This window comes from Bradyrhizobium sp. SZCCHNS3052 (genome assembly GCF_032484495.1).
Lineage (GTDB): Bacteria > Pseudomonadota > Alphaproteobacteria > Rhizobiales > Xanthobacteraceae > Bradyrhizobium.
In genome coordinates this window covers 1,556,481-1,579,380 of the sequence record NZ_JAUETB010000001.1, presented here as the reverse complement: position 1 = coordinate 1,579,380, position 22,900 = coordinate 1,556,481, and the positions used below count along the sequence as shown (strand labels likewise).

Below are 22,900 nucleotides of genomic sequence, written 5' to 3'. Positions count from 1 at the left end.
GCACAGGCGTTGTCATCTCGATCATGCGGTATTCGATGATGGTGCGGAGAACGATCATGATGGCGGCGGCAACACAAGGACATGCGGCTCCGCGCACCAATCCAAGACGTGCAATCAGCTCAGCCGGGCATGGCGACCGACGATGTGTTCTATCATCGAACGTGCGGCCGCTGTGGAACCGGTGACCCGCCAAGCATCGGGCGCACGAGATCAACATCAACTCCAGGGAGGACGAAGCAGATCAGTCCGCGTGCGATCCGAGCAACTCGTCACCGGCTCGGGCCACGGCAGCTGATCAACCATAGGCGTGATCCAACCGATCACGCTCAAGCGTAGCGGGGCAACGATTGGGTGCAGAACGGCGCCGTAACGCCGAAGTCGGACGAAGTTGCTCACTTAGTAAAGCGTATCCGGGGGACGACAAAGTTGCTGGACGACATCACCATCGAGACGCGTGATGCGGGAATGGATTCGGGTCGAGGGGCGGCCCGCAGGGTTGAATACTTGATCATCCTGCGCCGGATCGGTCCGCTGAGACGAAATACGGTCGCCAGGTCGGCGGTGAATCGCGCCGATCGCGTGCGCGCAGCTCTGGAGGCGCACGCATGAAGATCCGCAAGACCGACTATGGAACGATCATCCTGCACTGGACCCTGGTTGGGGCCACGGTGATCGCGTTCCTGACGGGGCTTCGCATGGCGACCGAAGCGCCTGGACACGCATGGATCGCCAACAATCTCGACTGGCTGCTGCCCCGGCACCGGACCTGGACCTGGCACATGCCGGCTGGGGTCGTGCTCGCGAGCGTCGCCGTCGCCTACATGATCTATATCTCGAAGTCAGGGCTCGGCCGTCGCGTCACCATCGACAAGATGCGCTTCAAGGGCTTGCTCGGCCGCCGGCCGGCGCGGCTGGGCTCGATCAGCGTGATGCTGCATTGGGTGCTTTTCATCTCCATGGCGATCCTGATCGTCACCGGAGGCATGCTCTTCTTCGGCGTAGCCTCCGGCTACGTCACCATGATGATCCACTGGTACGCGACCTGGGTGATCCCGGCCTTCGTGGTGTTGCACGTCCTGGTTCACTTCAGCATCGGCGGAAAGATGCAGCTCTATCGCGTGTTCCGGCCGGCGCCCTTGCCGCCGCCGCCGCCAAAGCTCGATCCCGTCGAACTCCTCACGATGCTGGTCGAGCAGTCGGAAAAGCTGGAGGAAGCGGAGGCGCCTCCGAGGAGGCCGGCGCCAGCTGCGCGGCCTGCAGCGCGTGAGCCGATGCCGGCGCCGCGGCGCATGGAGGAGCCGATGCGGGCCCGCTCCGAGCCGCGTGTGCCGCCGGGCCGCATGCGTCCGCCGCCGACACCTGCCAAGGGCAATTCCCGCCGCCGCAATCCGAGCTTCCAATCCAACCCGTTCATGGTCGCGATCGCCGCAGCCATCGTGATCGGTTCGGCGATGTTCGCCGCCGACTACTACGCCGAGGACACCGTCACGGTGTATCGAATCGCGACATCGGATGCGCCGACGCTTGACGGCGATTCGTCGGATCGTGTCTGGCGCAACATCCAGCCGCACATGGTGACGACCAACCAGGGCGACAATTTCGACGGTACCGGCGAATCGCGCGTCTGGATCAAGGCGGCGCATGACGGCACGTGGGTCTACTTCCTCGTCATCTGGGAGGATCCGACGCGATCGTTGAAGCAGCTGCCGCTGATCAAGAAGGCGGATGGCTGGCATCTCCTGCAGAATGGATTCGACAAGGGCGACGAGAACGATTTCAACGAGGACAAGTTCTCGCTGTTGTTCACGACGCTGCCGATCACCTTGGCCGCGGACCGAACGTTTCACATGAGCTCGCAGCCGATGCCGGACAAGCCGCCGACGCTGTCGGGTCGCGGCATCCACTACACGCCGGCGCCGAATCTCTATGCCGACGCCTGGCTGTGGAAGGCGACGAGCGGCGGCCCGACCGGATGGATGGACGATGATCATTTCGGTCCACCTGCCGAGCCGACGCCGGATCAGGTCAAGGGACTCACGCCCTACAAGGGCGGGTTCGCACCGGATCCGGGGACCGCGAACTATTCGGACAATTTCGTGATCGACAGGGAGGCCGCAAGACTGGGGAATCGGGGCGTGAGACCGAAGCGCCTTCCGAAGGACGTCGCCGCGATGACCGCGGCGATGGGCGAGATCAATCTCGATCCGAACATCGGCGAGAGTGAAGGCGCACGCTGGTTCATGACCGAGGCCGAATCGGTGCCCTATTCGGCCGAGGCGGATGCCCAGACGCCGATCGGGACCGTCGTGCCCGGTGTTCTCGTCAGCGGCGAGTTCACCGGTGATCGCGCGGACATCCGTTGCGCTGCGCGTTGGGCCGCGGGCCACTGGACGCTCGAAATTGCCCGCAAAATGGACACGAAAAGCAAGTACGACGTTCCGATCAAGAATGGCGTGTTCATGCGTGTCGCAGCGTTCGACCATACCCAGATCAGACATACCAGGCAGATCCGGCCGATGCGACTTGAGGTGCAGTAATGGGTAAGATTTGCAAGATCCAGTACAACAGGGAAACGTTCTACGCGAATGTGGGCGATATCCTGCTCGACGGCGCCATCAACAGTGGCGTGGATCTGCCCCATGACTGCCGCAGCGGAATCTGCGGCTCCTGCAAAGTGACGGTCATCGACGGCAAGCTGTTCGGCGGCATGGAGGGCGACATGGCGCATGCGTGCCAGGCGCGTGTCGTGTCCGACCTCAAGATCATCACGGAGCCCGTGCCGGATACGGTGACGATGAACTGCGAGGTGGGCGATCTCGTGCGGCTCGCGCCCGACGTCGTCGGTGTCACCCTCGAGATGCCGAAGCCGCTGCGATTCTTCCCCGGACAATACGCCAAGGTCCAGTACCGCGGTTTTCCGACACGCTGCTACAGCCCGACCTATCCGATGGTCGGCGCACCCGATAGCCATCTGCTGTATCTGCACATCCGCATCCTGAAGGATGGCCTGGTGTCCTCGGCGCTCGGCCGTGACATCCAGGTCGGCCATCGCGTCAAGCTGACGGCTCCGCTCGGCACCGCGTTCTTCCGTCAGAAGCATCGCGGCCGGATCATCCTGGTGGCGAGCGGCACCGGCTTCGCGCCGATGTGGGCGATCGCGGTCGCCGCCATCACGGAGAATCCGAAGCGCGAGATCGTCTTCATCGTCGTGTCACGCACCTTGCAGTCGTTCTACATGCATCAGGCGCTGTGCCGCTTGGCGCGCTTCCCGAACGTGAAGATCATCCCGATCGTGTCGGAGCCGCAGAACGTCTCGCCGGCGATTCGCAGCGGCCGGCCGACCGAACACATGCCGGAGCTCACGCCGAACGACGTCGTCTACACCTGCGGCGCGCCGGCTATGACGGAGGCGGTCGCGAAGATGTCGCGCGCGGCCGGAGCGAAGTGTCATTGCGATCCGTTCGTCTCGTCGGCGCAGCCCTCCGAGTCGAGCGGCGGACTCATGGATCGGCTGGTCGGGTGGCTCGACAGCCAGCGAGGCCGGCCGGCCATGTTCCAGCCGGCGGAATGAGATCGTTGCGGCCGCGACGCGCGCGGCCGCAGTCCGGCGCTCAGCCGGCCATGAAAGCGAGCAGAGTGCCGGTGGCCGACGCGGGCGGAACGATCAGGCTCGCGCCACTGCGCACCGCTGCCGCGCCCAGAGCCTTTTCGGTGGCGGTCAGATCGTGTGAGGCCAGCACCAGGCCTGCGCCGCCTCGCTCCGGCAGGCCGGCAAGCGACACACCCGGATAGCGCGCTGCGAGCTGGTCCCTGGTCAGGAATACGAAATCGGCGCGGTCACCGCCCGAGGTGACGGTCACGGCGCCGTCGGCTTCGTCCCGGCCGTCGCGATCGATCAGGCGCGACAGGTGAGCCGCGTCCTTGGCCGGATCCGGCGTCACGATCAGCGCCTGCTTCAGTTGCTTGGCGGCGTTGGCATGGCGCATCAGTTCCGGGATCCACACCGTTTCGCGCGTCTTGTGCTGGCAGGCGAAGATGCGCAGGCCGCCCGGAGCCTCCGCGACGGGCCATTGAAACACGCGGAATTTCGCTGCCGAGATGGTCCCGTCGGGCAGGGGCACCGGGCGCTCGAAATCGATGGGACCAATCGGCTCAAAACCTTTCGCGCGGATTTCCTCGGCGCCGGCCGCGGAATCGATCGCCGTGAAGGCGATGCGCTCGATGCCTTCGCCGCGCTGGGCAAGGAAATTGCGGGTTGGAACGTTGTGATCGGTCTCGGCGAGGATGCCGAGCAACTCGATGTAGTCAGGATCGAGCATGATGGTGTAGTTGCCGGATCCCATCTTGGCACTGTGCGTGCCGCGCGGAGACAGCGTAAAACCCAGCCGCTTCCAGGTCTCCGCCGCGGCGTCGAGATCCTTCACCACGACGACCGCGTGATCGATACCGATGACATTCTTGAGGGCCACGCGTTTGTCTCCTTGCAGCGAACTTGGCATATTGGCGGCCGAACTATGCCCAATCGACCCATGCGCCGCAACCGGCGCTGCGGGGCGCTGGGCGCAAGGCAAGATCGATCTCCGGCAGGGCGGTCGACCAGCAAGGATGAGCTGTCCGCGATGAGCACCACCACAGATTCCGTTCAATGGCCGCCATCCCTTTGGGCGGCGCAGACTCCGCCTGGACCCGACCTGTCCGAGCTTCAGGACAGTGTGCAGGCCGACGTGGTCATCATCGGCGGCGGCTTCACCGGGCTGTCGACGGCGCTGCATCTGCGCGAAGCTGGGACGGACGTCGCCATCGTCGAGGCGATGGAGCCCGGCTGGGGCGCATCCGGCCGGAACAACGGTCAGGTCATTCCGACGCTGTCACGTCCCGATCCGGATGACCTCGTCGCGCGTCATGGCGCCGCGGGCGAGCGCTTCGTGGCGATGTTGCGCGACAGCGCGTCCAATCTGTTCGATACCGTGAGACGGTACAACATCGACGCCGAGCATGAACAGGCCGGCTGGGTCCAGCCGGTGCATACGCCTGGCCGCATCAAGATCGCCGAGCGCAGGTTCAAGCAGTGGTCGAAGTTCGGCGCGCCGGTCGAGCTGCTGTCGCGCGATCAGGCGCGAGACATGCTCGGCTCGGACGCCTGGCATGGCGGCTTCTGGAACAAGACCGGCGGCCACATCAATCCGCTCGCGCTGGCGCGTGGCTTGGCGCGGACGGTGCTGAGCCTGGGCGGCCGGATCTATGCGCGCTCACCGGTCATCGACTTCGCCCGGCGGGGGGATCGCTGGATCGTGCGCACCGCACGGGGGGAGCTGTCGGCGCGCGCGCTGGTGCTGGCGAGCAATGCCTATAGCGGCGAGTTCTCCAAGGCGCTCGCACCGGATATCGCGCACGAGGTGATGCCCGTGCTGTCGTGGCAGATGGCGACGCAGCCGCTGTCGGACAATGTCCGCAAGACCGTCGTCCCGGCGCGGCAGGCGATGTCCGATACCCATGGCGAACTCTATTTTGCGCGCTACGACGCCCGCAACCGACTGGTCACCGGCGGCGCCGTGATCGGCCCCGGCAATAAGGCCGAGCGGCTGAAGGCGCGGGTCGCCGAACGCCTGCAGCGCCTGTGGCCGCAGATCGGCGAGGTCAGGTTCGACTATGTCTGGAACGGCTATGTAGGCATGACCACGGACTACATGCCGCGGATTCATCGCCTCGGTCCTGATGCCTATGGCTGGACCGGCTGCAACGGCCGCGCGGTCGCGCTCACGATCCCCCTCGGTGCGGAGCTTGCGAAAGCGGTGCGGGGCGTGCCGGCCAACGAGCTGGCGCTGCCGTTCACGGAGCCGGTCACCATTCCGGCGCACGCCCTGCTGCGTCCGTTCGCGCCGCTGATGCTGCTGTTGTACCGATATCGCGACGCGCGTGAGATCGGCTAAGACGTGGGATGTTCGGTCCGGGCGAAGTCGCCGCCCGGAATGGCCTCGAGCAGAGCCTGCGTATACGGATGCTGCGGGTTGCCGAACACGTCGTGCGTGGGTCCATGCTCGACGACGACGCCGTCCTTCATGACCGCGACCAGATCGCAGATCTGGGCTGCGACGCGCAGGTCGTGCGTGATGAAGATGATCGACAGGTCGAGGCGCTCGCGCAGGCTGGTCAGCAGCTTCAACACCTGCGCCTGAACGGAGACGTCGAGCGCGGACACCGGTTCGTCCGCGACCAGCACCTTGGGCTTCAGTGCCAGCGCGCGCGCCAGCCCGATGCGCTGACGCTGACCTCCGGAGAACTCATGCGGGAAGCGATCGGCGGCCGACGGGTCGAGCCCCACCAGGCTGAACAGCTCGCGCGCCTCCGTCAGCGCCTGCTCTCGCGAGGTGCCGTGCACGATAGGTCCCTGCGCCACCAGATCGACCGCCTTGCGCCGCGGGTTCAGCGAGGCGAACGGGTCCTGAAACACCATCTGCATCTGCTGGGTCCGGTTTCTGACCTCGCTGCGAGAGAGGCGCGCCCAGTCCTCACCGTCGAGCAGGATCGTTCCTGCGTCGGGATCGATCAGGCGAATGATGCAGCGGGCGAGAGTGGATTTGCCGGAGCCCGACTCGCCGACGATGCCGAGCGTCGCGCCCTTTGGCAGCGCGAGCGAGACGTCCCTGACCGCATGGGTGACGCGCTCGCCGCGGCCGAGGAAGCCGCCGGTGCGATATGTCTTCGAGACACCGGAGATGGTGAGGATCATCCGGTCCGACAGCTTGCGTGCCGGGGGCGCTGCTACCGGCGGTACCGCGGCGATCAGTTGCCTGGTGTAGTCATGCTGCGGCCGTTGTAGGACATCCGCCGCCGCGCCCTGTTCGACGACGCTGCCATGTTGCATCACGACGACGCGGTCGGCGATCTCGGCGACGACCCCGAAATCATGCGTGATGAACAGCACCGCAGTCTTGCGCCTCTGCTGCAGCTCGCGGATGAGCTTGAGGATCTGGGCCTGCGTCGTGACGTCGAGCGCCGTCGTCGGCTCGTCGGCGATCAGCAGCTTCGGATCGAGCGCCAAGGCCATGGCGATCATTGCGCGCTGGCGTTGTCCGCCGGACAACTCGTGCGGATAGGCCTTCGCCGCGCGCGGCGGATCGGGAATGTTGACGTCCGAGAGCAGCGACAGCACGCGCGATTTGATCTCGACTTTCGACAGATCGGTATGGATGTCCAGGACCTCGCCGATCTGGTCGCCGATCGTGCGCAATGGATTGAGCGCGGTCATCGGCTCCTGGAACACCATCGCGATTTCGGCGCCGCGGATGCGGCGCATCTCGGCCGCCGTGGCGGTGCAGAGGTCGTGGCCGGCAAACAGGATGCGGCCGCCGTCGGTGGTCACGCCGTCCGGCAGCAGCCGCATGATCGTGTTGGCCATCATCGACTTGCCGGAGCCGGACTCGCCGACGATGCAGACGATCTCGTTTTCGGCGATCGAAAGCGAGACCTCCGAGATCGCATGCATGCGGTCGGCGCCTTTCGGCAGACGTACGCTGAGGCGGTCGACGGTCAGAACGGGCTTGGCTGGACTCATCGCTGCTTCAGCCGGGGGTTCAGTGCATCGTTGAGGCCCTGGCCGACCAGCGACACCGCAAGCACGGTGATGAGGATGGCAACACCGGGGATCGCCGATACGTACCACTGCACGCGCAGCACATCGCGTCCCAGGCCGATCAGATTGCCCCAGGAGGCGACGTTGGCGTCGGACAGCCGCAGGAAGGCGAGTGCACTCTCCAGAAGGATCGCAACCGCCATCACGACGCCGGCATAGACGATCACCGGCGGCAGCGCGTTGGGCAGGATCTCGTCCAGCATCAGCTGGGTGTCGCGCATGCCGAGGGTGCGGCCTGCCTGGACGAATTCGCGGCTGCGCAGCGAGAGGAACTCAGCCCGCGTCAACCGCGCCGGCGCCGGCCATGAGACGATGCCGACGGCGATCGTGACCGTCGTCAAGGTCGAGCCGAACACCGCGACCAGCACCAGCAGCAGCACGAAATTCGGCAGTGTCTGGAAGGCCTCGGTGATGCGCATCAGGACGTTGTCGACCCACCCGCCGTAGTAGCCGGCGAGCGCGCCGACCATGATTCCGATCGCCACGGCAATGAACGTGGCGACGCCGCCGATCAGGAGCGAGATGCGGGCGCCGTGAAAGATCTGGGCGGCGATATCGCGGCCGGAATTGTCGGTGCCGAGCAGGAACCGTGGATTGGCGAACGGCCAGATCAGCGGCCGGCCGGCGAGGGCGAGCGGATCGCGCGGATACAGATAGCCGGCGCTGATCGCCATGCCTACGACGATCAGCAGCAGGATCAGGCCCAGCACCGCAGCCGGACTGCGAAAGTAGCGCTTCGCGGCGTCCATGTTCAGCCCTCCGCCGTGATGCGCGGATCGAGCCGCGCGTAGAGCAGGTCGGTGACGAAGTTGACCAGGATCACCAGCAGCGCGGAGACGAAGACGATTCCGAGCAGCGTGTTGAGATCGCGCTGGACCACCGATTCATAGGCGAGGCGCCCAAGGCCGGGCAGCGAGAATACGGTCTCCACCACGACCGAGCCGCCGAGCATCGTTCCGGCCTGGAGTCCGATCAGCGTCACCATTGGCAGCAGCGCGTTGCGCAACACGTGGCGGGTGATGATGCGGGTTTCGTCGAGGCCCTTGGCACGCGCGGTGCGGACGAAATCGAGGTTCAGGACCTCGAGCATGGATGCGCGCATGATGCGCAGATAGATGGCCAGGAAGATCAGGCCGAGCGTCAGCGACGGCAGCACCAGATGGCTCGCAATGTCGAGCACGCGCCAGATCCCGGTGCTGACGGCGCCGATGTCCTCGAAGCCGCCCGCGGGCAGCCATTGCAGATAGATCGAGAACACCACGATGGCCATCAGGCCGAACCAGAACGAGGGCGTGGCGTAGAAGATCAGGCCGACCGTCGAGATCAGCGTATCCGGCCAGCGATTGACGCCGCGCGCCGCGATCACGCCGAACACGAGGCCGAAGAAGAACGCAAAGGAGAGAGCGGAGGTCATCAGCAGCAGGGTCGGCGGCAGCCGCTCCAGGATCACGGCGGCGACCGGCTTGCCGTAGATCGCGGAGAAGCCGAGATCGAGACGCACCAGCCGCCACAGGTAGTTGGCGAGCTGCATCGGGACCGACAGATCCAGCCCGTAGAAGCGGCGCAGCTCACGGGCGGTCGCCGCATCGCCGCCGCCCATCTGAGCCATCATCGCGTCGACCGTATCGCCCGGCGCGAGCTGCAGCAGGAGGAAGACGCCGATCAGGATCAGGAACAGGGTGGGGATCGAGGCGGCGAGCCGCCGCCCCGCAAGGCTCAAGATGCGCATGGCCTTATCCTGACGGATTCCGGCTCAGGCGGAAAGCCACAGATCGTGCCAGCTCGACGATCCCCAGCGCGGCGTGTTCGAGTGGTTGCGCGCCTTGGCCGTGATCACGGTGACGAAGATCTGCTCGATCGGCATCCACACCGGCAGCTCGGTATTGGCCTCGCGCACGAAATCTGCGTAGAGCGCCTTGCGCTTGGCCGGATCGACCTCGGTCGCCGCGTCATCGATGATCTTGTCGATCTTGGCATCGTCCCAACCCCACTGATTGGTCCACGGCGCGCCCTTGGGCTGACCGGAGCGATACCAGACCGTGGTCGAAACCGCGGGGTCGTTGCGGTACTGGTGCCAGCCGGTCGCGAGATCGAAGGCGTGCTCGTCATAGACCTGCTTGAGGAAGCCGCCGCCATCGTTGCGCACGATCTCGATCGCGATGCCGACCTCGCCCAGCGACTGCTGGAGGAAGGTCGCCCACAGCGAGATGTCCTCCCCCCATGGCGCGGGCAGCAGCCGCAGCGAGAAGCGGGTGCCGCCAGCGCCGGGCTTGTAGCCGGCCTCGTCCAGGAGCGCCGCCGACTTGGCCTTGTCGTAGGGATATTGCGGCGTATTGGCGCCGGGGTAGAAGTCGGTCGAGGTCGACGGGATCGGACCGGTGCCCAGCTTGGCGAAATCGCCGAGGAAGTTCTCGATGAAGAAGGGAACGTTGATCGCGTGTGCGATGGCGCGGCGGACCTTCACGTCCGCCAGCTCCTTGCGGCGGACGTTGAACTCGAGCGTATTGGTGCGCGCGTTGCCCTCATTGCCTTTGGTCGAGACGATGAAGCGCTTATCCTTGCCGAGCCGCGCCATGTCGGAGATGGTCAGGCCCGAGAACGGGCTGTAGTGCAGCTCGCCTGCCTCCATTTGCGCCGCCGCCGCCGCACGGTCAGTGATCACCTTCCACACGATGCGGTCGAGATAGGGCGCGTTCGGCCGCCAGTAGTCGGCATTGCGCTCGGCGATGATATACTGGCCGCGTTCGTACTTCACGAATTTGAACGGACCAGTGCCAATGGGGGCGAGGTTCGCGGGGTTCTGCCTGATGTCGCCGCTCTCGTAGATGTGCTTGGCCGAGACGTAGCCGAGATCGGGCAGGGCGCGCAGCAGCAGGTTGAGCGGCATCGGCCGCTCGTAGCGGAAGATCGCGGTTTGCGGATCTGGCGTGTCAACCGCAGTCAGGAACAACTGCAGGGTCGATCCGTAGTTCAGAATCTTCTTCCACATGTTCATCGCGGTGAAGGCAACGTCCTCCGACGTGAACGGCTTGCCGTCATGCCAGGTGATGCCCTTGCGCAGCTTGAAAGTGACGGTCTTGCCGTCCGGCGTCGCCTCCCAGCTCTCGGCAAGTACGCCGACCGGCTGGCCGTTGGCATCGAGGTCGACGAGGTTCTCCTGGATCTTGCCGCCGATGATGTAGACGCCGGTTGAAGCCTGGAGGCTCGGGTTGAGCTGGCGTTGCTCGGCGCCGTAGTGAACGTTGAACACGCCACCCTTGCGCGGCGTCTCCTGGGCGAAGGCGCGGAGTGGATTGACCACGTTCGCGGCGATGGCAGCGGAGGTCAGGAGGGCGGTCCGGCGGCTGATCTCGAAACGTCTCGAATTCATCAAGGTCTCCCGAAGGCCAAGCGGGACGCTGGCCGATGGCGCAATCGGCGCGAAGATTACGCGGATCGCGGGTCCAAGTCATTTGCGAATTGCCATGCAGTTCTGCGGCATTCTCGGCCGGCCCATGCAGCCGGCGGCACCGTGGCATACATTGCTCGTATACGAACGATTGGGAGAAGATATTCGCCGACAGGGACTTGACTGAGGTGGGGATTGCCGGCTGCCACGAACAACCGGAGGCAACTCTGACGCGGCGCCAATAGACTGCGCTATCTCAGATCGACGTCATGGGGCGCCTTCGATCGGCAGCCGCAGCTCGAACGCGACACCTTTGTCGCCCGGCCCCAGCGAGATCTCGGCGCCATGGCTTGCCATGATGGCGCGCACGATCGCCAGCCCCATGCCGGTACCGCCGCTGTCGCGCCGGGTCGTGAAGAAGGCATCGAAGATGCGGTCGCGGTTCTCCGGCGAGATCGGATCGCCGTCATTGCTGGCGATGACGATCAGCATCCCTTTGCTCTCCTCGGCCTCGAGGCGGATGCGCCGGGCGCCATGCCGGACGGCGTTGTCGACGAGATGCGTGAGCACGATCAGCACGGTCTCGTTCGGGAGCCTAGTGCTGCGCTCGACCGGGCCGGACGTCTCGATGACAGTCGAGGGGAAACGCACTCGCAGCGTGCCGACGGCCTCGGCTATGCTACCAGACTCGACCGTCGACACCGTCTCCGCCCGTGCCAGCTCGCGCAAGCGTTGGGCCAGCGCCGCGAGGCGGTCGGCGTCGCCAAGGATGTTGGTGAGGAATTTCTCCTGCTCGGCGCGGGTCAGGGTCTCGGAAGGGCTGGCCAGGGAGTCGAGCAGCAGCTCGGCTGCGCCCTTGATCGAGGTCAGCGGCGATTTGAGCTCGTGCGTCAGATGCGCGGAAAAGCTCCTGATGTAGTTGGAGCGTTGCGCCAGTTGCTCGGCCATGGCGAAGAAGTGCTCGGCGAGCTCCGCGAAGTCGCGGGTGCCGTAATGGGCAAGCGGACGGAAACCCGCGGGATCGTTGCGTCCGATCCTGCCGGCGCGATCGACCAGCTCGCGCATCGGCCGTGTGATCGTGCGTGCCACGACGAGGCCGACCAGCAGCGTCGTGAGGACAATGGTGGAGCCGGCAGCGATGAACTTGCCGCGCTCCTGATAGAGATGCTCGAAGATGTTGCGGGGCGTGCGCGAGGTATAGATGACCCCGGCAACGTGATCGTCGACGATCACGGGCATGGCCGAGAACACATGGACGCCGACGCCGCGGCTGATCGAATAGATCGGTGGCGGGGCCTTGTCCGGAATGCGAATGCGGAGCGCGGCGCTGTAGCGTCCCTTCAGGGCGGCAGCCACCTCGTCGATATGAGCGAGTGATTTGCCCATCTCATCGCGGCCGGCGATCACGACCCCCTGGGGGTCGAGCACGCGATACCCGGCCAAGGTGACCTTCTGCGTCTCCCTGACGATCGGCAGCAGCCGCGTGCCGATCGCGACGTAGGCCGGATCGGCAGGATGGACCGCGTCGCGGGCGTCCGGGCGGCGGACGAAAAGATCGTTGGCCAGAAGATCGAGCAGGGGGCGAATGGGCGTCACCTCGTCGGACGAATCCGGACGTGACTCGGGCGGGATCTCGGCGCCGAGCGGAACGCCGGTGGCAAGGCGCGCGGAAACCTCCTCGGCGAAGACTGCCGCGAGGACACGGCTCTGCGCGATCAGTTCCGCCTGTGTCTGACGGATCAGCTGGTTGTCATAGATGCGAAAGAAGAACAGCCCGACGAGCGGCAAGGTGCCAACCAGCGCCAGCACGCCAAAGACGATCTGTCCCAGCGACGGCCGCCATTTTGCCTTGGGCTTGGGCGCGATCATGGGGTGCCGCAGCGGCCGAGCCGGAAGCCCACGCCATGGACCGTCTCGATCGCGTCCTCGCAATGCGCGGCTGCGAGCTTCGCTCTGATGTTGCGGATGTGGCTGTCGATCGTTCGGTCGGAGACCTGAATGTTGAGCTGATAGGCGGCGGCCATGATCTGCTCGCGGCTGAACACGACCGCAGGACGCGTCATCAGCGTGCGCAGGATGCTGAACTCCAGCGCGGTGAGCGTCAGCGGCATGTCATCGAAACGGGCCAGGTGCTGCTGCGGGTCGAGCCGGAGCCGGCCATGGACGAGCTTCTCCGGCTCGGCCGAGCGATCACCTCCGCCGTTCGCGACCCGGCGGAGAATGACGTTGACGCGGGCGACCAGCTCGCGCGGACTGAACGGCTTTGTCACGTAGTCGTCGCCGCCGATCTCGAGCCCGAGAATGCGGTCGATCTCCTCGTCGCGGGCCGACAGGAACAGGATCGGCACTTGCGAGGTCCGGCGAATGCGCCGGCAGACCTCGAGGCCGTCGAACTCCGGCATGCCGACGTCGAGCACGATCAGGTCCGGACGGTCTTCGGTGACCCTGGCCAGCGCAGCGCGGCCGTCGGCGGCTTCCCTCACCGCCATGCCGGCCTTGCTCAAGGCCACGCGCAGGACTTCGCGGATATGCGGGTCATCGTCGACGATGAGGATTCGGGGAGACACGAGCTCTACTCCGCGGCGAGGCATCAGCTTGGTTTCTGCGACACAGGATGTGTATCGAGATAGCGCTGCAGGCGCCAGCCGCGAAAACTCCAGGATCGCCAGGACGCCATGCTGCTTTCCTGTTGCTCAAGGAGCCGATCACGGTCGCTGGCCAGCCCTCGGTCCGTCGGTCGCAACAGCATCGCCCGCTCGATGGCCGGCAGTGCCTCGGGCCCGAGCCAGACGAGATAGGAGCCGTCGACGAGAGGGCCGCTCTGTCCCGCCTCACGACTATGGGAGACATTGAAGTCTGCGATCGGCCGGTCGAAATTGATCAGCGCACAGCCGTAGATGGTCGCCGAGAGCACCAGCAGGTTCATACGGATGAGCCATGCGTTGGACTTGTCGAGAGCGATCCTGAGCACGATGAGGATCAGGCCGATCGCGACCAGGATCATCCATATCAGGGCCGCGATTCGCCAATAGGTCAGAGCATAAGTCTCGATATACATGTGAAGCCGTTGAATCGAGGACACGACCAGCATCACGTTCTGAGCCACCCAGAGATAGACCAGCGGCCGGACCAGTCGCGACTCGTTTGCCGTGGTCTCGGAGCGGACGGCGACGATGACGAAGGCAGCCGCGAGCAGCGCCGTGACGATCAAGGGGTAGGCGCCTCGGTGCGCATAGGTCGCATAGGTCATGCCGTCCGGAAGCGCAGCATGTCCCCACAGATATGCGCCGTCGAGCGCCGTCTGGAGGGCAAACAGGATGTTGAACAGGATCAGCGCCCGGATCACGGTTTCAGGGCCGAGCACGGTCGTCAGCATTGACGGCTGATCGGGCTCGCTTTCGATCGGCGGGCTCGAGGTCGTGGTCCGCTCGCGCCAGCGAAGGTTGACGAATGGCCAGACCATGGACAACGTCACGAGCCAGAAGATCGCGTGCCCCATCGTGAGTTGGGAGGCGACGCGCTCGGGACTGAGGACGGCGAACCACCGCTCAATGACCGGATTGGCTGCTGCGAACAGAGCCAAGAACACGCAGCCGAGTGCCAGCGGAATGCTCCAGACAACGAGAGTTCGCGTGATCATGTTCGCGCGCAGCGTCACGATCGCATCAGGTATCAGTCGAAACGGCCCGATCAGGAGCAACTGCCGCGCGGCGGTCAGCGGAAGCCGGAAGCCGCGCGCGGATCGGTTGGTCGCCAGCGTGATAGCCGACAGCGTCGTGAGCAGCAGGACAGGAAAAGAAAGCAGGTTCAGCTCCTCGATGGCGGGAGCCAGGCCGGCAACGAAGAGAACTGCAGCTCCGACCAGACGGTTTCGATCGGTCTTGGCAAGATTGGCGAGAATGCTCACTGCGGCGAGCGCGGCGAAAAACAGCGGGAATGCCAGGCCGATCGGCCGGCCGTTGTAGAGCAGCGTGTCGGCGAGGCCGACGAGACCGGCAGTGATGGCGAATTTGAGCCACATGGAATCGGGCGCGACGGGCGCAGCCGTCGGCTCGGCGAGAGTCGTCATGGAGGAATCCTTGGTTTGGGTCATCGTTCGGGCCGGGAGGCACAAGCCGATGAGCTAAGCATGACGCCTGCCCATGCAGCAGCTCACGAGGGGATCTGCAGCATTTCAGGATTTGTTTGCAGATTTCGTGCAGACGCGATTCCACATCTGGCGCGGGGGAAACGTGATTGTTACGCAATGGCCGTCTTTCCCCTGGGATGATCGGCTGCACACATGCTCGGACGTATCAGGACCGCGGTTCTCTGGATCCTTGCTCTGCTCTTCATTTTCGTCACGCTGAACAGCAACGAGCCCTATCTGGTTCGGCTGCGGGGCAGCGGCCACGCAGCCCTGCTCCTCATCGGGCTTGCCGTTCCGCTGCTGCTGATGCTCGGCGGTCGGTGGCGGCGGGGGCCCGCCGGACGCGCTCTGGTCGTAGCATGGTGCGTTCCGCTGATCATGCTGACGTCGACGCAGTTCATGTTTGCCTGGCGCAAGTACGAGACGTTCCGGACGCCCCCCGACGTGGCGCATCTGCTCGGCCGGCATTTCATCGTCGGTTACACGGCCGTCGATGACGCAGCCGCGTTGGCCCGACAGGGGTTGATCGCGGGCGTCTATGTGACACACCACAACATCCGCGGCCGGACCGAGCCTCAGCTGCGCGCCGAGATGGCGCGATTGCAGGACGCGCGCCGGAGTGCCGGGCTGCCGCCTCTGCTGGTTGCGGCGGATCAGGAGGGAGGCGCCGTCGCACACCTGTCTCCGACCCTGCCGAACATGCCCGGCCTCGCAACGCTGGCCGATCTGCCGGCCTCGCGGCGCGCGCAGGATGCGTTCGCGATGGGGCGCGCCCAGGGGGAGGCTCTCGCGGCTGCCGGCATCACCTTCAATTTGGCTCCGGTCGTCGACCTTCGCCCGAGCTGGACACGCAACCGACTGGACTTTCACACCTTGATCGGCCGTCGCGCGATCTCCAACGATCCCGCGGTGGTTGGCGACATTGCGCTCGGTTACGTCCGTGGCCTGGAAGCAAGCGGTGTCCGCGCGGCCGTCAAGCATTTCCCTGGTCTGGGGCGCGTCGCAGCCGATACGCATCATTTCTCGGCACAGCTCGGCACGCCGGCAGATGTCTTGGAACGGTCGGATTGGCGGCCGTTCCGACAGGTGCTGCAGGGCTCGCACGCGGCGATGATGGTCGGTCACGTGACGGTCGATGCGATCGATCCAGAGCGGCCTGCCTCACATTCCAAAGCCGTGCTCGAGGGACTCATTCGCGGTCGCTGGAACTATCAGGGCGTGATCGTGACGGATGATCTCGTGATGGGGGCGATCTACGGCCGCGATCTCTGCAAAGCTGTCGTGGAGGCTCTCAACGGCGGCGCCGATCTGTTGCTGGTGGCCTATGACGGCACCCAGTTCCACCGCGCGCTCGCCTGCGCCAAGGAGGCTCTGGCGGAAGGACGCATCGACCTCGATGCAATCGGCAGGAGCGATGAACGGCTGAAGCGCTGGGCGCCGACGGTTGACAAATCACAGCCGTCGAATGTGTCTACGGTTCTGCAAGAGCCTGGAGGCGTGCATCAGAAGATCGTGGACTGAATGGCAGCAAGCCCTCAGCGCGGGCCATTGCCGGTCCAGTTGCGCCAAGCGACATTCGAGAGACTTCGCAGGTCGGTCGCCAGCGGGCGTCGCGTCTGCTTGTCGTGCTGAGCGATGAGGTGCTCGGATTCGCGGATCTTGACCTGGAGTTCCGCAACCTGCCGCTTGGTCTGTTCGAGCGCCTTCGCATCGGCGCTCTCGCCCACCGTGAACCGCGCCGTCTCGATCTGTTTCAAGGTCGCGCGATTCTTTTTGAGCTGGGCGCGATGCCAGGCAACCTTGCTGTCACTGTCCGCAACCATGGTGGACTCCCGCGAAATGCCGCGGAGACTAAACGACCGATTTCTGATTCGCGACAGCTTCGGACCGGCATCGCCAACATTGGAATACCGATCTGCCGACCCATCGTCCTGGTGAGTCGAATATGCCGGTTCAATCCAACCCTGCGGCGCGTCTCATCTCATCAATCAGTTCGAACGCTTCAGCCTTCGTCATCTCCGCTCGCGTGGGATCGGATCGGCCAGCCTGCTCGCTGAGCGTTCTCAAGTAGGAAGCTTGGGTATCCGTCATCGGATCGGCTCCGGACACCCAGTCCTCGGGATCTTTCTGCAGCTGTTCGGCCATGGGGATCTCCCGTTGTTGCCCGGCTTCAACGGGGAAGCTTGCAAAGTGTTCCTATTTTGTTCTATTGTGCGATCCTACTCTTGCTCGGGTGCTTCATGCGCGATCTATGTGTGGTTCGAGCCGAAATCGACCGTATGCGTCTCCGGGTCGGGCGGCAGCGCCGTGAAATCGTGCAGCTACGGCGAGCTCGGGCCTCGACGGCGGCCGCCGAAGTGCTTCTGCACCACATGCTGGAGACGCTTGACCGGCTGCGGCAACAGCGAGAGCGGCTCAAGCTGGAGGAAGCGAGCCGACTGCCTCGCAAGCAGCGCGGCGCCCGGCGCGCATGAGAGGCTGGCGGTAAGGCCGAGCGATCCGCCGCTCGTCCGTAGTCCGATGATCAGGCCAGGAACCGACATGGCCGACGATCACCTGAGCCGCAAAGGCCAACCTGCGCCGGGTCATGAGGACGTCCGCATCTTCAATTTGGCCGGTGAGGAGAAAGATTGGTCGGTAGTCCGGCTCCCTCGATCAGCATCGGGCGTGTGAGCTTCGGGCAATACGATGTCCGGCGGCGCGGCGGTAAGCTCTTCCGGTGTGGCCTCGCATGATTTGATCTCGAAATTGTTGTCGAGGATTTTCTCGCCATGCGTGCCGAGCGTGATGAGATCGGCCTGTTCCGCGGCCTCCCAGACCTCGCGCTCGGTGCGAAACGGGCGGGTCATCTGTTCGTCATTCTCAAACAATGCGTAGGGCACGAGCGCCTCCAGATTGCGATCCGCCGATGCAGCGATGCCGTGCCGCTCGACGCCGCCCATCCATTCAAGGCAGGGACGTCCAAACAAACGGCGCCATAGGCAGGCTGGTTCCACCCAGGCGAGCGCTGACTCGATCGACCAGTTGTGACGATCCGCCTGGCCTGCCAGGCGGAACATGGAGGCCAGCGCGAGGTTGCCGGCGGTGTCGAATGGCCAGGAGAGTCCAATGGATATCAAGGGAAAGAAGATCGCGATCCTCGCAACCAACGGGTTCGAGCAATCCGAGCTCGAAGTGCCGCGCGATCGTCTCAAGCAGGCGGGCGCGACCGTCGAGATCATCTCGCTCGCGCCGGGCGAGATCAAGGGCTGGGATGAGAAGGACTGGGGACGGACCGTCAAGGTCGACAAGACGTTGGACCAGGCGTCTGCTTCGGACTACGACGCCGTCGTGCTGCCGGGCGGTCAGATCAATCCGGATCTGCTGCGGCTCGAGCCGAAGGCGCTGCGGTTCATCAAGGAGATCTTTGAAGCCAAGAAGATCGTTGCGGCGGTCTGTCATGCGCCGTGGCTCCTGATCGAGACCGGAATTGCCAAGGGGCGAAAGATGACGTCCTACAAATCGATCAAGACGGACGTTGCCAATGCCGGCGCGCATTGGCAGGACGCGGAGGTCGTGGTCGATCAGGGCGTGATCACTTCGCGCAATCCCGGAGATCTGGAAGCCTTCAGCGCCAAGATCATCGAAGAGGTCAAGGAAGGCCGCCATCTCAAGCGCAGCGCGGCTTGATGCTGAGATCGGAAGCCGGGAGAAAACCCGGCTACCTCAGTGGGACGGGCCCAGCGCCCGAGGGGTCGAACGCTGGGCCGCAGTCCACACGGAGTGCCTCCAGCGAGATGGGGGAACGCCGCCAGAGGCATGGAAATGACTCGCGGCGGGCCGGGTCGTTCCCAATTCCTAGCGCGGACCTTCGCCCGCGGGACTTCGACGATAGCCTCGCAACGTTCAGCGAGGAATCGGAACTTCGCTGCTCATCCCGGGTTTGCCGCTTTTGAACAGGCCGCGGAGAGCGTCGTGAGCGAGAAAGCAAAAATCCAGGACTACAGGGCTCCGGCCGGCGGATGGGGTTCGGTGCACGCGGTCGCCAGCATCCTGACGCAGGAGGAGGTGACCCTGCTTGGCAGCGAGATCCTGTTGAAACAGAACAAGCCAGGCGGCTTCATGTGCGTCAGCTGCTCCTGGGCCAAGCCGGCAAAGCCGCACCCGTTCGAATTCTGCGAGAATGGCGCCAAGGCGACCGCGTGGGAAATCACCGGCAAGACAGTCGGACCGGAGTTCTTTGCTCGGCACAGTCTGACAGAATTGCGATCCTGGTCGGATCATCAGCTCGAAGAGCAGGGGCGTCTTGCTCATCCCATGCGCTATGACGCTGCGGCGGATCGCTATGTTGCCGTGAGCTGGGACGAGGCCCTTCGCGACATCGGGGCGGAGTTGAACAGGCTCGATCCACGCTCGGTCGTCATGTACACGTCGGGTCGGGCCTCGCTCGAGACGAGCTACATGTATCAGCTTTTCGGCCGCATGTACGGCACCAACAATTTTCCCGACAGCTCCAACATGTGCCACGAGTCGACGTCGGTGGCGCTGCCGGAGGTGATCGGTGTGCCCGTCGGCACGGTGCTGCTGGAGGATTTCGACAAAGCGGATTGCATATTCTTCTTCGGCCAGAACACGACGACAAACTCGCCGCGCATGCTGCATCCGTTGCAGCGGGCGGCGCAACGCGGCGTACCCATCATCACCTTCAACCCGCTGCGTGAGCGGGGACTGGAGCGCTTCACTGATCCGCAGAACCCGATTCAGATGGTGCTCACCGGTGGGACGCGGATTAGCACGCAATACCATCAGTTGCGCGTCGGCGGAGACGGGGCGGCGCTGCTCGGGTTGTGCAAGGCGGTGATTGAGGCGGATGACGCGGCGGTCGCCACGAAGGGCCCGCGTGTGCTCGATGTCGCCTTCATCGAGCAGCACACGTCCGGCTTCGCGGCTTTTGCGACCTTCTGCCGGCAGGCGTCGTGGAGCGATATCGAACGCTCCTCCGGCCTCACGCGCGGCGCCATTCTGGAGGCTGCCAAGGTCTATGCAGGCTCGCACGCCGTGATCGCCAATTATGGGATGGGAATTACCCAGCATCGGCATGGCGTCGAGACAGCCAAGATGATCGTGAATCTGCTGCTGTTGCGCGGCAACATCGGAAAGCCGGGGGCCGGCATCTCGCCGGTTCGTGGCCATTCCAACGTTCAGGGGCAACGCACCGTCGGCATCTCCGAGAAGACCAAGTTGGTGCCGCTCGACAAGCTTGCCGAGCTCTATTCGTTCGAGCCGCCGCGTTGGGACGGTCTCAGCACGGTCGATGCCTGCCAAGGCATCATCAAGGGCGACGTGAAGGGCTTCGTCAGTCTCGGCGGCAACTTCCTGCGCGCCGTCCCTGAACGCTCGCTGATGGAGCCGGCGTGGTCGAAGCTGCGGCTGTCGGTGCAGATCGCAACCAAGCTCAATCGCAGCCACATCGTGCCAGGCGAGGTGACGTATCTGCTGCCGTGCCTCGGCCGCATCGAAATCGACCGGCAGGCAGGCGGAGATCAGGCGGTCTCGATGGAGGACTCCACCACCTGCATTCACGGCTCGCGCGGGCGGCGCCAACCCGTCGCAGAGACCCTGTTGTCGGAACCAGCCATTGTCGCCGGTCTCGCCAAGGCCACCCTGAAGCCAAATCCGCGCGTCGATTGGGATGCCTGGGTGGGCGACTACGCGCGCGTCAGAGACGCGATCGAGCGGACCTATCCCGAGCAGTTCAAAGACTTCAACAAGCGCCTGTTTGAGCCCGGCGGCTTTCCGCGGCCGCTTGGTGCCCGCGAACGCAAATGGAATACGCCGACCGGCAAGGCGAACTTCACCGTGCCCAAGGCGGCGCTCAATCCGCCGGAGGAAGGCAATGGCGTTTACCAGCTGATGACCTTGCGCGCCGACGGCCAGTTCAACACCACCATCTACAACGAGGACGACCGGTTTCGCGGCGTCACCGGTGGCCGTCAGATCGTCTTCATGAACGCGAGCGACATGGCTGATCTGGGCATCAAGCAGGGCGAGCCGGTTCGGCTCTCGACCGAGGCCGATGATGGCGTGGAGCGCTCGCTGGGCGGGCTCCAGGCAGTGGCGTTCGACATTCCGCGCTACAACGTTGCGGCCTACTACCCCGAATGCAACGGATTGATTCCGCTATGGCACTACGCGGAAGGGAGCAAGGTGCCCGCCGCCAAGTCGATCCCGGTCCGGATCTCGCGCGACATGGCCTGAGCTATCCGGAGCGGTCAGCCAGCAGCCCGTTGTCGTGCGTCGCCCGGCGCCGCCGTTGCGCAAGGGCTCGTGATCTCCGGCGGGGTCGCGCCGGGGCGGAGCGGGACGACCAGCCGGCACACCAATCCCTCGGGACGCCAGTCGAACGAGGCGCGCCCACCGAGCTGGCTTTCCACACTGGCCATCAGGCTGCGCGTGCCGAAGCCGCGCGAGGTCGGCGCGCGCACCAATGGACCCCCGGTTTCAATCCAGATCAGATCCAGGCGCTCATCCTCGATGCTCCATTTGACCGAGAGATGCCCGGAGCGGACCGACAGCGCGCCGTATTTGGCCGAGTTTGTCACCAGCTCGTGCAGCGCCAGCGCCAGCGTCTGCGCGGTCGCAGGCTCAAGTTGCAGATCGACGCCGTCAAAGGCGACCTGGCCGCCGGTTGCATAGGGCGCGAGCTCTTCGGCCACCAACCTACCTATTTTCGCACCTTCCCAGCTTGATAGCGAGAGGATGGTGTGAACGCGGGCCAGTGCGCTGATGCGCCCCTCTACCGCGTTGACATAGGTCTTCACGCTGTCGGCTTTGGTCAGGCGAACGATCGACTGAGCCAAGGTCAGCGCATTCTTGGCACGATGATCGACCTCGCGGGTCAGCAGGTTCTGGCGTTCCTCGGCGCGCTTGCGCTCGGTGATGTCGATCGTGACCCCGCTGACGCGGACCACGCGGCCGGTCCTGTCGGTGGTCGCCGCGGCCGTTCCCACGCACCACCGCTCTTCGCCATCGGGCCGGTGGATCCGGAACTCAGCCTCATACGACGTCGCGCCACGGCTGAATTCCGCGACCACCTGGCGGGCGCGCTCGGCATCCTCCCGGTGCAGCAGCGCCATGATGTTCACGGTGTTCAGCTCGAAGTTCTGCGGCGTGACGCCGAAGATGCGGTACTGCCCCTCGTCCCACATCCAGTCGCCATTGACACCGTCCCAGTCCCACGAGCCCATCCTGCCGGCCGCGATCGCCATGCTCCGACGCTGCTCGCTCTCGACGAGCTTTGCTGTCGATCGCTCAAGCTCGGCGGTGCGGGCCCGTACCCGGTCCTCCAGCTCAAGGTTCAGATGTTCCAGCTCGCGTGTCTTGCGATAGAGCTCGGCAAAAACCTTGATTTTGGCGCGCAGCACCTCCGGCACGACAGGAACCGGCACGTAGTCGACGGCGCCCATCTCATAGCCACGAAGGCGATCGAAGTCGCTCACCTGGATGGCGGAGATAAAGATGATCGCAATCTTCTGGAACCTCGGATGCTCACGGATCATTTGCGCCAGCTCGAAGCCGTCGAGCTCAGGCATGCAGACGTCGACGAGAATCACCGCGATCTCGTTCTTCAGCAGAATTTCGAGCGCCTCGCGACCAGACGTGGCGACTACGAGGTTTTCGCCGAGTTCCTTCAGGATGACCTCGTAGGCCAGCAGCTTCGCCGGCTGATCGTCGACCAAGAGGATGTTGACCTTCGCATGTTCCATCATGA

At 64.6% G+C, this 22,900-nt stretch carries 19 protein-coding genes; 7 read left to right on the top strand and 12 right to left on the bottom strand.

From position 1 onward, the window contains the following. Window positions 1-426: 426 nt before the first annotated feature. From QX073_RS07215 to QX073_RS07205, 3 genes are read left to right on the top strand one after another with little or no spacing between them, the layout of a single operon-like run. Window positions 427-609, top strand: a complete 183-nt coding sequence (locus tag QX073_RS07215; RefSeq protein WP_315711801.1) for a hypothetical protein — start codon at window positions 427-429, stop codon at window positions 607-609. Next, complete coding sequence (locus tag QX073_RS07210) at window positions 606-2,537, top strand: ethylbenzene dehydrogenase-related protein (RefSeq protein WP_316165358.1); 1,932 nt, start codon at window positions 606-608, stop codon at window positions 2,535-2,537. The genes QX073_RS07215 and QX073_RS07210 overlap by 4 nt, the downstream gene beginning before the upstream one ends. Continuing rightward, window positions 2,537-3,571 (top strand): 2Fe-2S iron-sulfur cluster-binding protein, encoded by a 1,035-nt coding sequence (locus QX073_RS07205; RefSeq protein WP_315711805.1) that lies wholly within the window; start codon window positions 2,537-2,539, stop codon window positions 3,569-3,571. The genes QX073_RS07210 and QX073_RS07205 overlap by 1 nt, the downstream gene beginning before the upstream one ends. A 40-nt stretch (window positions 3,572-3,611) precedes the next feature. On the opposite strand, the gene QX073_RS07200 is transcribed toward QX073_RS07205, so the two are convergent. Next, window positions 3,612-4,469 (bottom strand): VOC family protein, encoded by an 858-nt coding sequence (locus QX073_RS07200; RefSeq protein WP_316225510.1) that lies wholly within the window; start codon window positions 4,467-4,469, stop codon window positions 3,612-3,614. Between the two features lie 150 nt (window positions 4,470-4,619). Between QX073_RS07200 and QX073_RS07195 the strand changes: the two genes are divergently transcribed. After that, a complete protein-coding gene (locus tag QX073_RS07195; protein ID WP_316225509.1) occupies window positions 4,620-5,930 on the top strand; it encodes an FAD-binding oxidoreductase in 1,311 nt (436 codons plus the stop codon). On the opposite strand, the gene QX073_RS07190 is transcribed toward QX073_RS07195, so the two are convergent. The 7 genes from QX073_RS07190 to QX073_RS07160 all read right to left on the bottom strand — a co-directional run bounded on the left by QX073_RS07190 (window position 5,927) and on the right by QX073_RS07160 (window position 15,090). Beyond that, window positions 5,927-7,555 (bottom strand): ABC transporter ATP-binding protein, encoded by a 1,629-nt coding sequence (locus QX073_RS07190; protein ID WP_316225508.1) that lies wholly within the window; start codon window positions 7,553-7,555, stop codon window positions 5,927-5,929. The two genes, QX073_RS07195 and QX073_RS07190, sit on opposite strands and share 4 nt — an antisense overlap. Continuing rightward, the gene (locus QX073_RS07185) at window positions 7,552-8,382 is read right to left on the bottom strand and encodes an ABC transporter permease (protein ID WP_316225507.1); all 831 of its coding nucleotides are present in this window, start codon (window positions 8,380-8,382) and stop codon (window positions 7,552-7,554) included. Before QX073_RS07185 ends, QX073_RS07190 begins: the two co-directional genes overlap by 4 nt. A gap of 2 nt (window positions 8,383-8,384) precedes the next feature. Then, the gene (locus QX073_RS07180; protein WP_315711812.1) at window positions 8,385-9,362 is read right to left on the bottom strand and encodes an ABC transporter permease; all 978 of its coding nucleotides are present in this window, start codon (window positions 9,360-9,362) and stop codon (window positions 8,385-8,387) included. Between the two features lie 24 nt (window positions 9,363-9,386). Next, entirely contained in the window at window positions 9,387-11,003 is a 1,617-nt protein-coding gene (locus QX073_RS07175) for an ABC transporter substrate-binding protein (RefSeq protein WP_316225506.1), read from the bottom strand. A 285-nt stretch (window positions 11,004-11,288) separates the two neighbouring features. Next, window positions 11,289-12,890 carry an ATP-binding protein gene (locus tag QX073_RS07170; protein ID WP_316225505.1) on the bottom strand — a complete coding sequence of 534 codons (1,602 nt, stop codon included), beginning with the start codon at window positions 12,888-12,890 and terminating at the stop codon, window positions 11,289-11,291. After that, window positions 12,887-13,588, bottom strand: coding sequence for a response regulator transcription factor (locus tag QX073_RS07165; RefSeq protein ID WP_315751067.1), 702 nt, complete (start codon window positions 13,586-13,588; stop codon window positions 12,887-12,889). The genes QX073_RS07170 and QX073_RS07165 overlap by 4 nt, the downstream gene beginning before the upstream one ends. Before the next feature lie 23 nt (window positions 13,589-13,611). Next, entirely contained in the window at window positions 13,612-15,090 is a 1,479-nt protein-coding gene (locus tag QX073_RS07160) for a DUF4173 domain-containing protein (RefSeq protein WP_316225504.1), read from the bottom strand. A gap of 213 nt (window positions 15,091-15,303) precedes the next feature. On the opposite strand from QX073_RS07160, the gene QX073_RS07155 reads away from it, so the two are divergent. Then, the gene (locus tag QX073_RS07155; protein WP_316225503.1) at window positions 15,304-16,671 is read left to right on the top strand and encodes a glycoside hydrolase family 3 N-terminal domain-containing protein; all 1,368 of its coding nucleotides are present in this window, start codon (window positions 15,304-15,306) and stop codon (window positions 16,669-16,671) included. Window positions 16,672-16,685: 14 nt separating this feature from the next. Here the strand turns inward: QX073_RS07155 and QX073_RS07150 are convergent, their stop codons facing one another. From QX073_RS07150 to QX073_RS07140, 3 genes are all read right to left on the bottom strand, one after another. Beyond that, window positions 16,686-16,973, bottom strand: coding sequence for a hypothetical protein (locus tag QX073_RS07150; protein WP_315711818.1), 288 nt, complete (start codon window positions 16,971-16,973; stop codon window positions 16,686-16,688). A 130-nt stretch (window positions 16,974-17,103) separates the two neighbouring features. Then, window positions 17,104-17,295, bottom strand: coding sequence for a DUF3072 domain-containing protein (locus tag QX073_RS07145; protein ID WP_316175373.1), 192 nt, complete (start codon window positions 17,293-17,295; stop codon window positions 17,104-17,106). A gap of 440 nt (window positions 17,296-17,735) precedes the next feature. Continuing rightward, entirely contained in the window at window positions 17,736-18,269 is a 534-nt protein-coding gene (locus QX073_RS07140) for a hypothetical protein (RefSeq protein WP_315711822.1), read from the bottom strand. On the opposite strand from QX073_RS07140, the gene QX073_RS07135 reads away from it, so the two are divergent. Both QX073_RS07135 and QX073_RS07130 read left to right on the top strand, forming a co-directional pair. Further along, window positions 18,259-18,819, top strand: coding sequence for a type 1 glutamine amidotransferase domain-containing protein (locus tag QX073_RS07135; RefSeq protein WP_315711823.1), 561 nt, complete (start codon window positions 18,259-18,261; stop codon window positions 18,817-18,819). The genes QX073_RS07140 and QX073_RS07135 overlap by 11 nt on opposite strands. Before the next feature lie 285 nt (window positions 18,820-19,104). Next, on the top strand, window positions 19,105-21,387 hold the full coding sequence (locus QX073_RS07130; RefSeq protein WP_316225502.1) for an FdhF/YdeP family oxidoreductase: 2,283 nt from the start codon (window positions 19,105-19,107) through the stop codon (window positions 21,385-21,387). Window positions 21,388-21,401: 14 nt separating this feature from the next. On the opposite strand, the gene QX073_RS07125 is transcribed toward QX073_RS07130, so the two are convergent. After that, the gene (locus QX073_RS07125; protein ID WP_315712612.1) at window positions 21,402-22,895 is read right to left on the bottom strand and encodes an HWE histidine kinase domain-containing protein; all 1,494 of its coding nucleotides are present in this window, start codon (window positions 22,893-22,895) and stop codon (window positions 21,402-21,404) included. Between the last annotated feature and the right edge of the window lie 5 nt (window positions 22,896-22,900).

Excerpts from the sequence above, each read along its gene's own strand:
- QX073_RS07210 (WP_316165358.1), top strand. The coding sequence starts at position 606 with ATGAAGATCCGCAAGACCGACTATGGAACGATCATCCTGCACTGGACC.
- QX073_RS07205 (WP_315711805.1), top strand. The coding sequence starts at position 2,537 with ATGGGTAAGATTTGCAAGATCCAGTACAACAGGGAAACGTTCTACGCG.
- QX073_RS07195 (WP_316225509.1), top strand. The coding sequence starts at position 4,620 with ATGAGCACCACCACAGATTCCGTTCAATGGCCGCCATCCCTTTGGGCG.
- QX073_RS07190 (WP_316225508.1), bottom strand. The coding sequence starts at position 7,555 with ATGAGTCCAGCCAAGCCCGTTCTGACCGTCGACCGCCTCAGCGTACGT.
- QX073_RS07185 (WP_316225507.1), bottom strand. The coding sequence starts at position 8,382 with ATGGACGCCGCGAAGCGCTACTTTCGCAGTCCGGCTGCGGTGCTGGGC.
- QX073_RS07180 (WP_315711812.1), bottom strand. The coding sequence starts at position 9,362 with ATGCGCATCTTGAGCCTTGCGGGGCGGCGGCTCGCCGCCTCGATCCCC.
- QX073_RS07175 (WP_316225506.1), bottom strand. The coding sequence starts at position 11,003 with ATGAATTCGAGACGTTTCGAGATCAGCCGCCGGACCGCCCTCCTGACC.
- QX073_RS07170 (WP_316225505.1), bottom strand. The coding sequence starts at position 12,890 with ATGATCGCGCCCAAGCCCAAGGCAAAATGGCGGCCGTCGCTGGGACAG.
- QX073_RS07160 (WP_316225504.1), bottom strand. The coding sequence starts at position 15,090 with ATGACGACTCTCGCCGAGCCGACGGCTGCGCCCGTCGCGCCCGATTCC.
- QX073_RS07155 (WP_316225503.1), top strand. The coding sequence starts at position 15,304 with ATGCTCGGACGTATCAGGACCGCGGTTCTCTGGATCCTTGCTCTGCTC.
- QX073_RS07150 (WP_315711818.1), bottom strand. The coding sequence starts at position 16,973 with ATGGTTGCGGACAGTGACAGCAAGGTTGCCTGGCATCGCGCCCAGCTC.
- QX073_RS07145 (WP_316175373.1), bottom strand. The coding sequence starts at position 17,295 with ATGGCCGAACAGCTGCAGAAAGATCCCGAGGACTGGGTGTCCGGAGCC.
- QX073_RS07135 (WP_315711823.1), top strand. The coding sequence starts at position 18,259 with ATGGATATCAAGGGAAAGAAGATCGCGATCCTCGCAACCAACGGGTTC.
- QX073_RS07125 (WP_315712612.1), bottom strand. The coding sequence starts at position 22,895 with ATGGAACATGCGAAGGTCAACATCCTCTTGGTCGACGATCAGCCGGCG.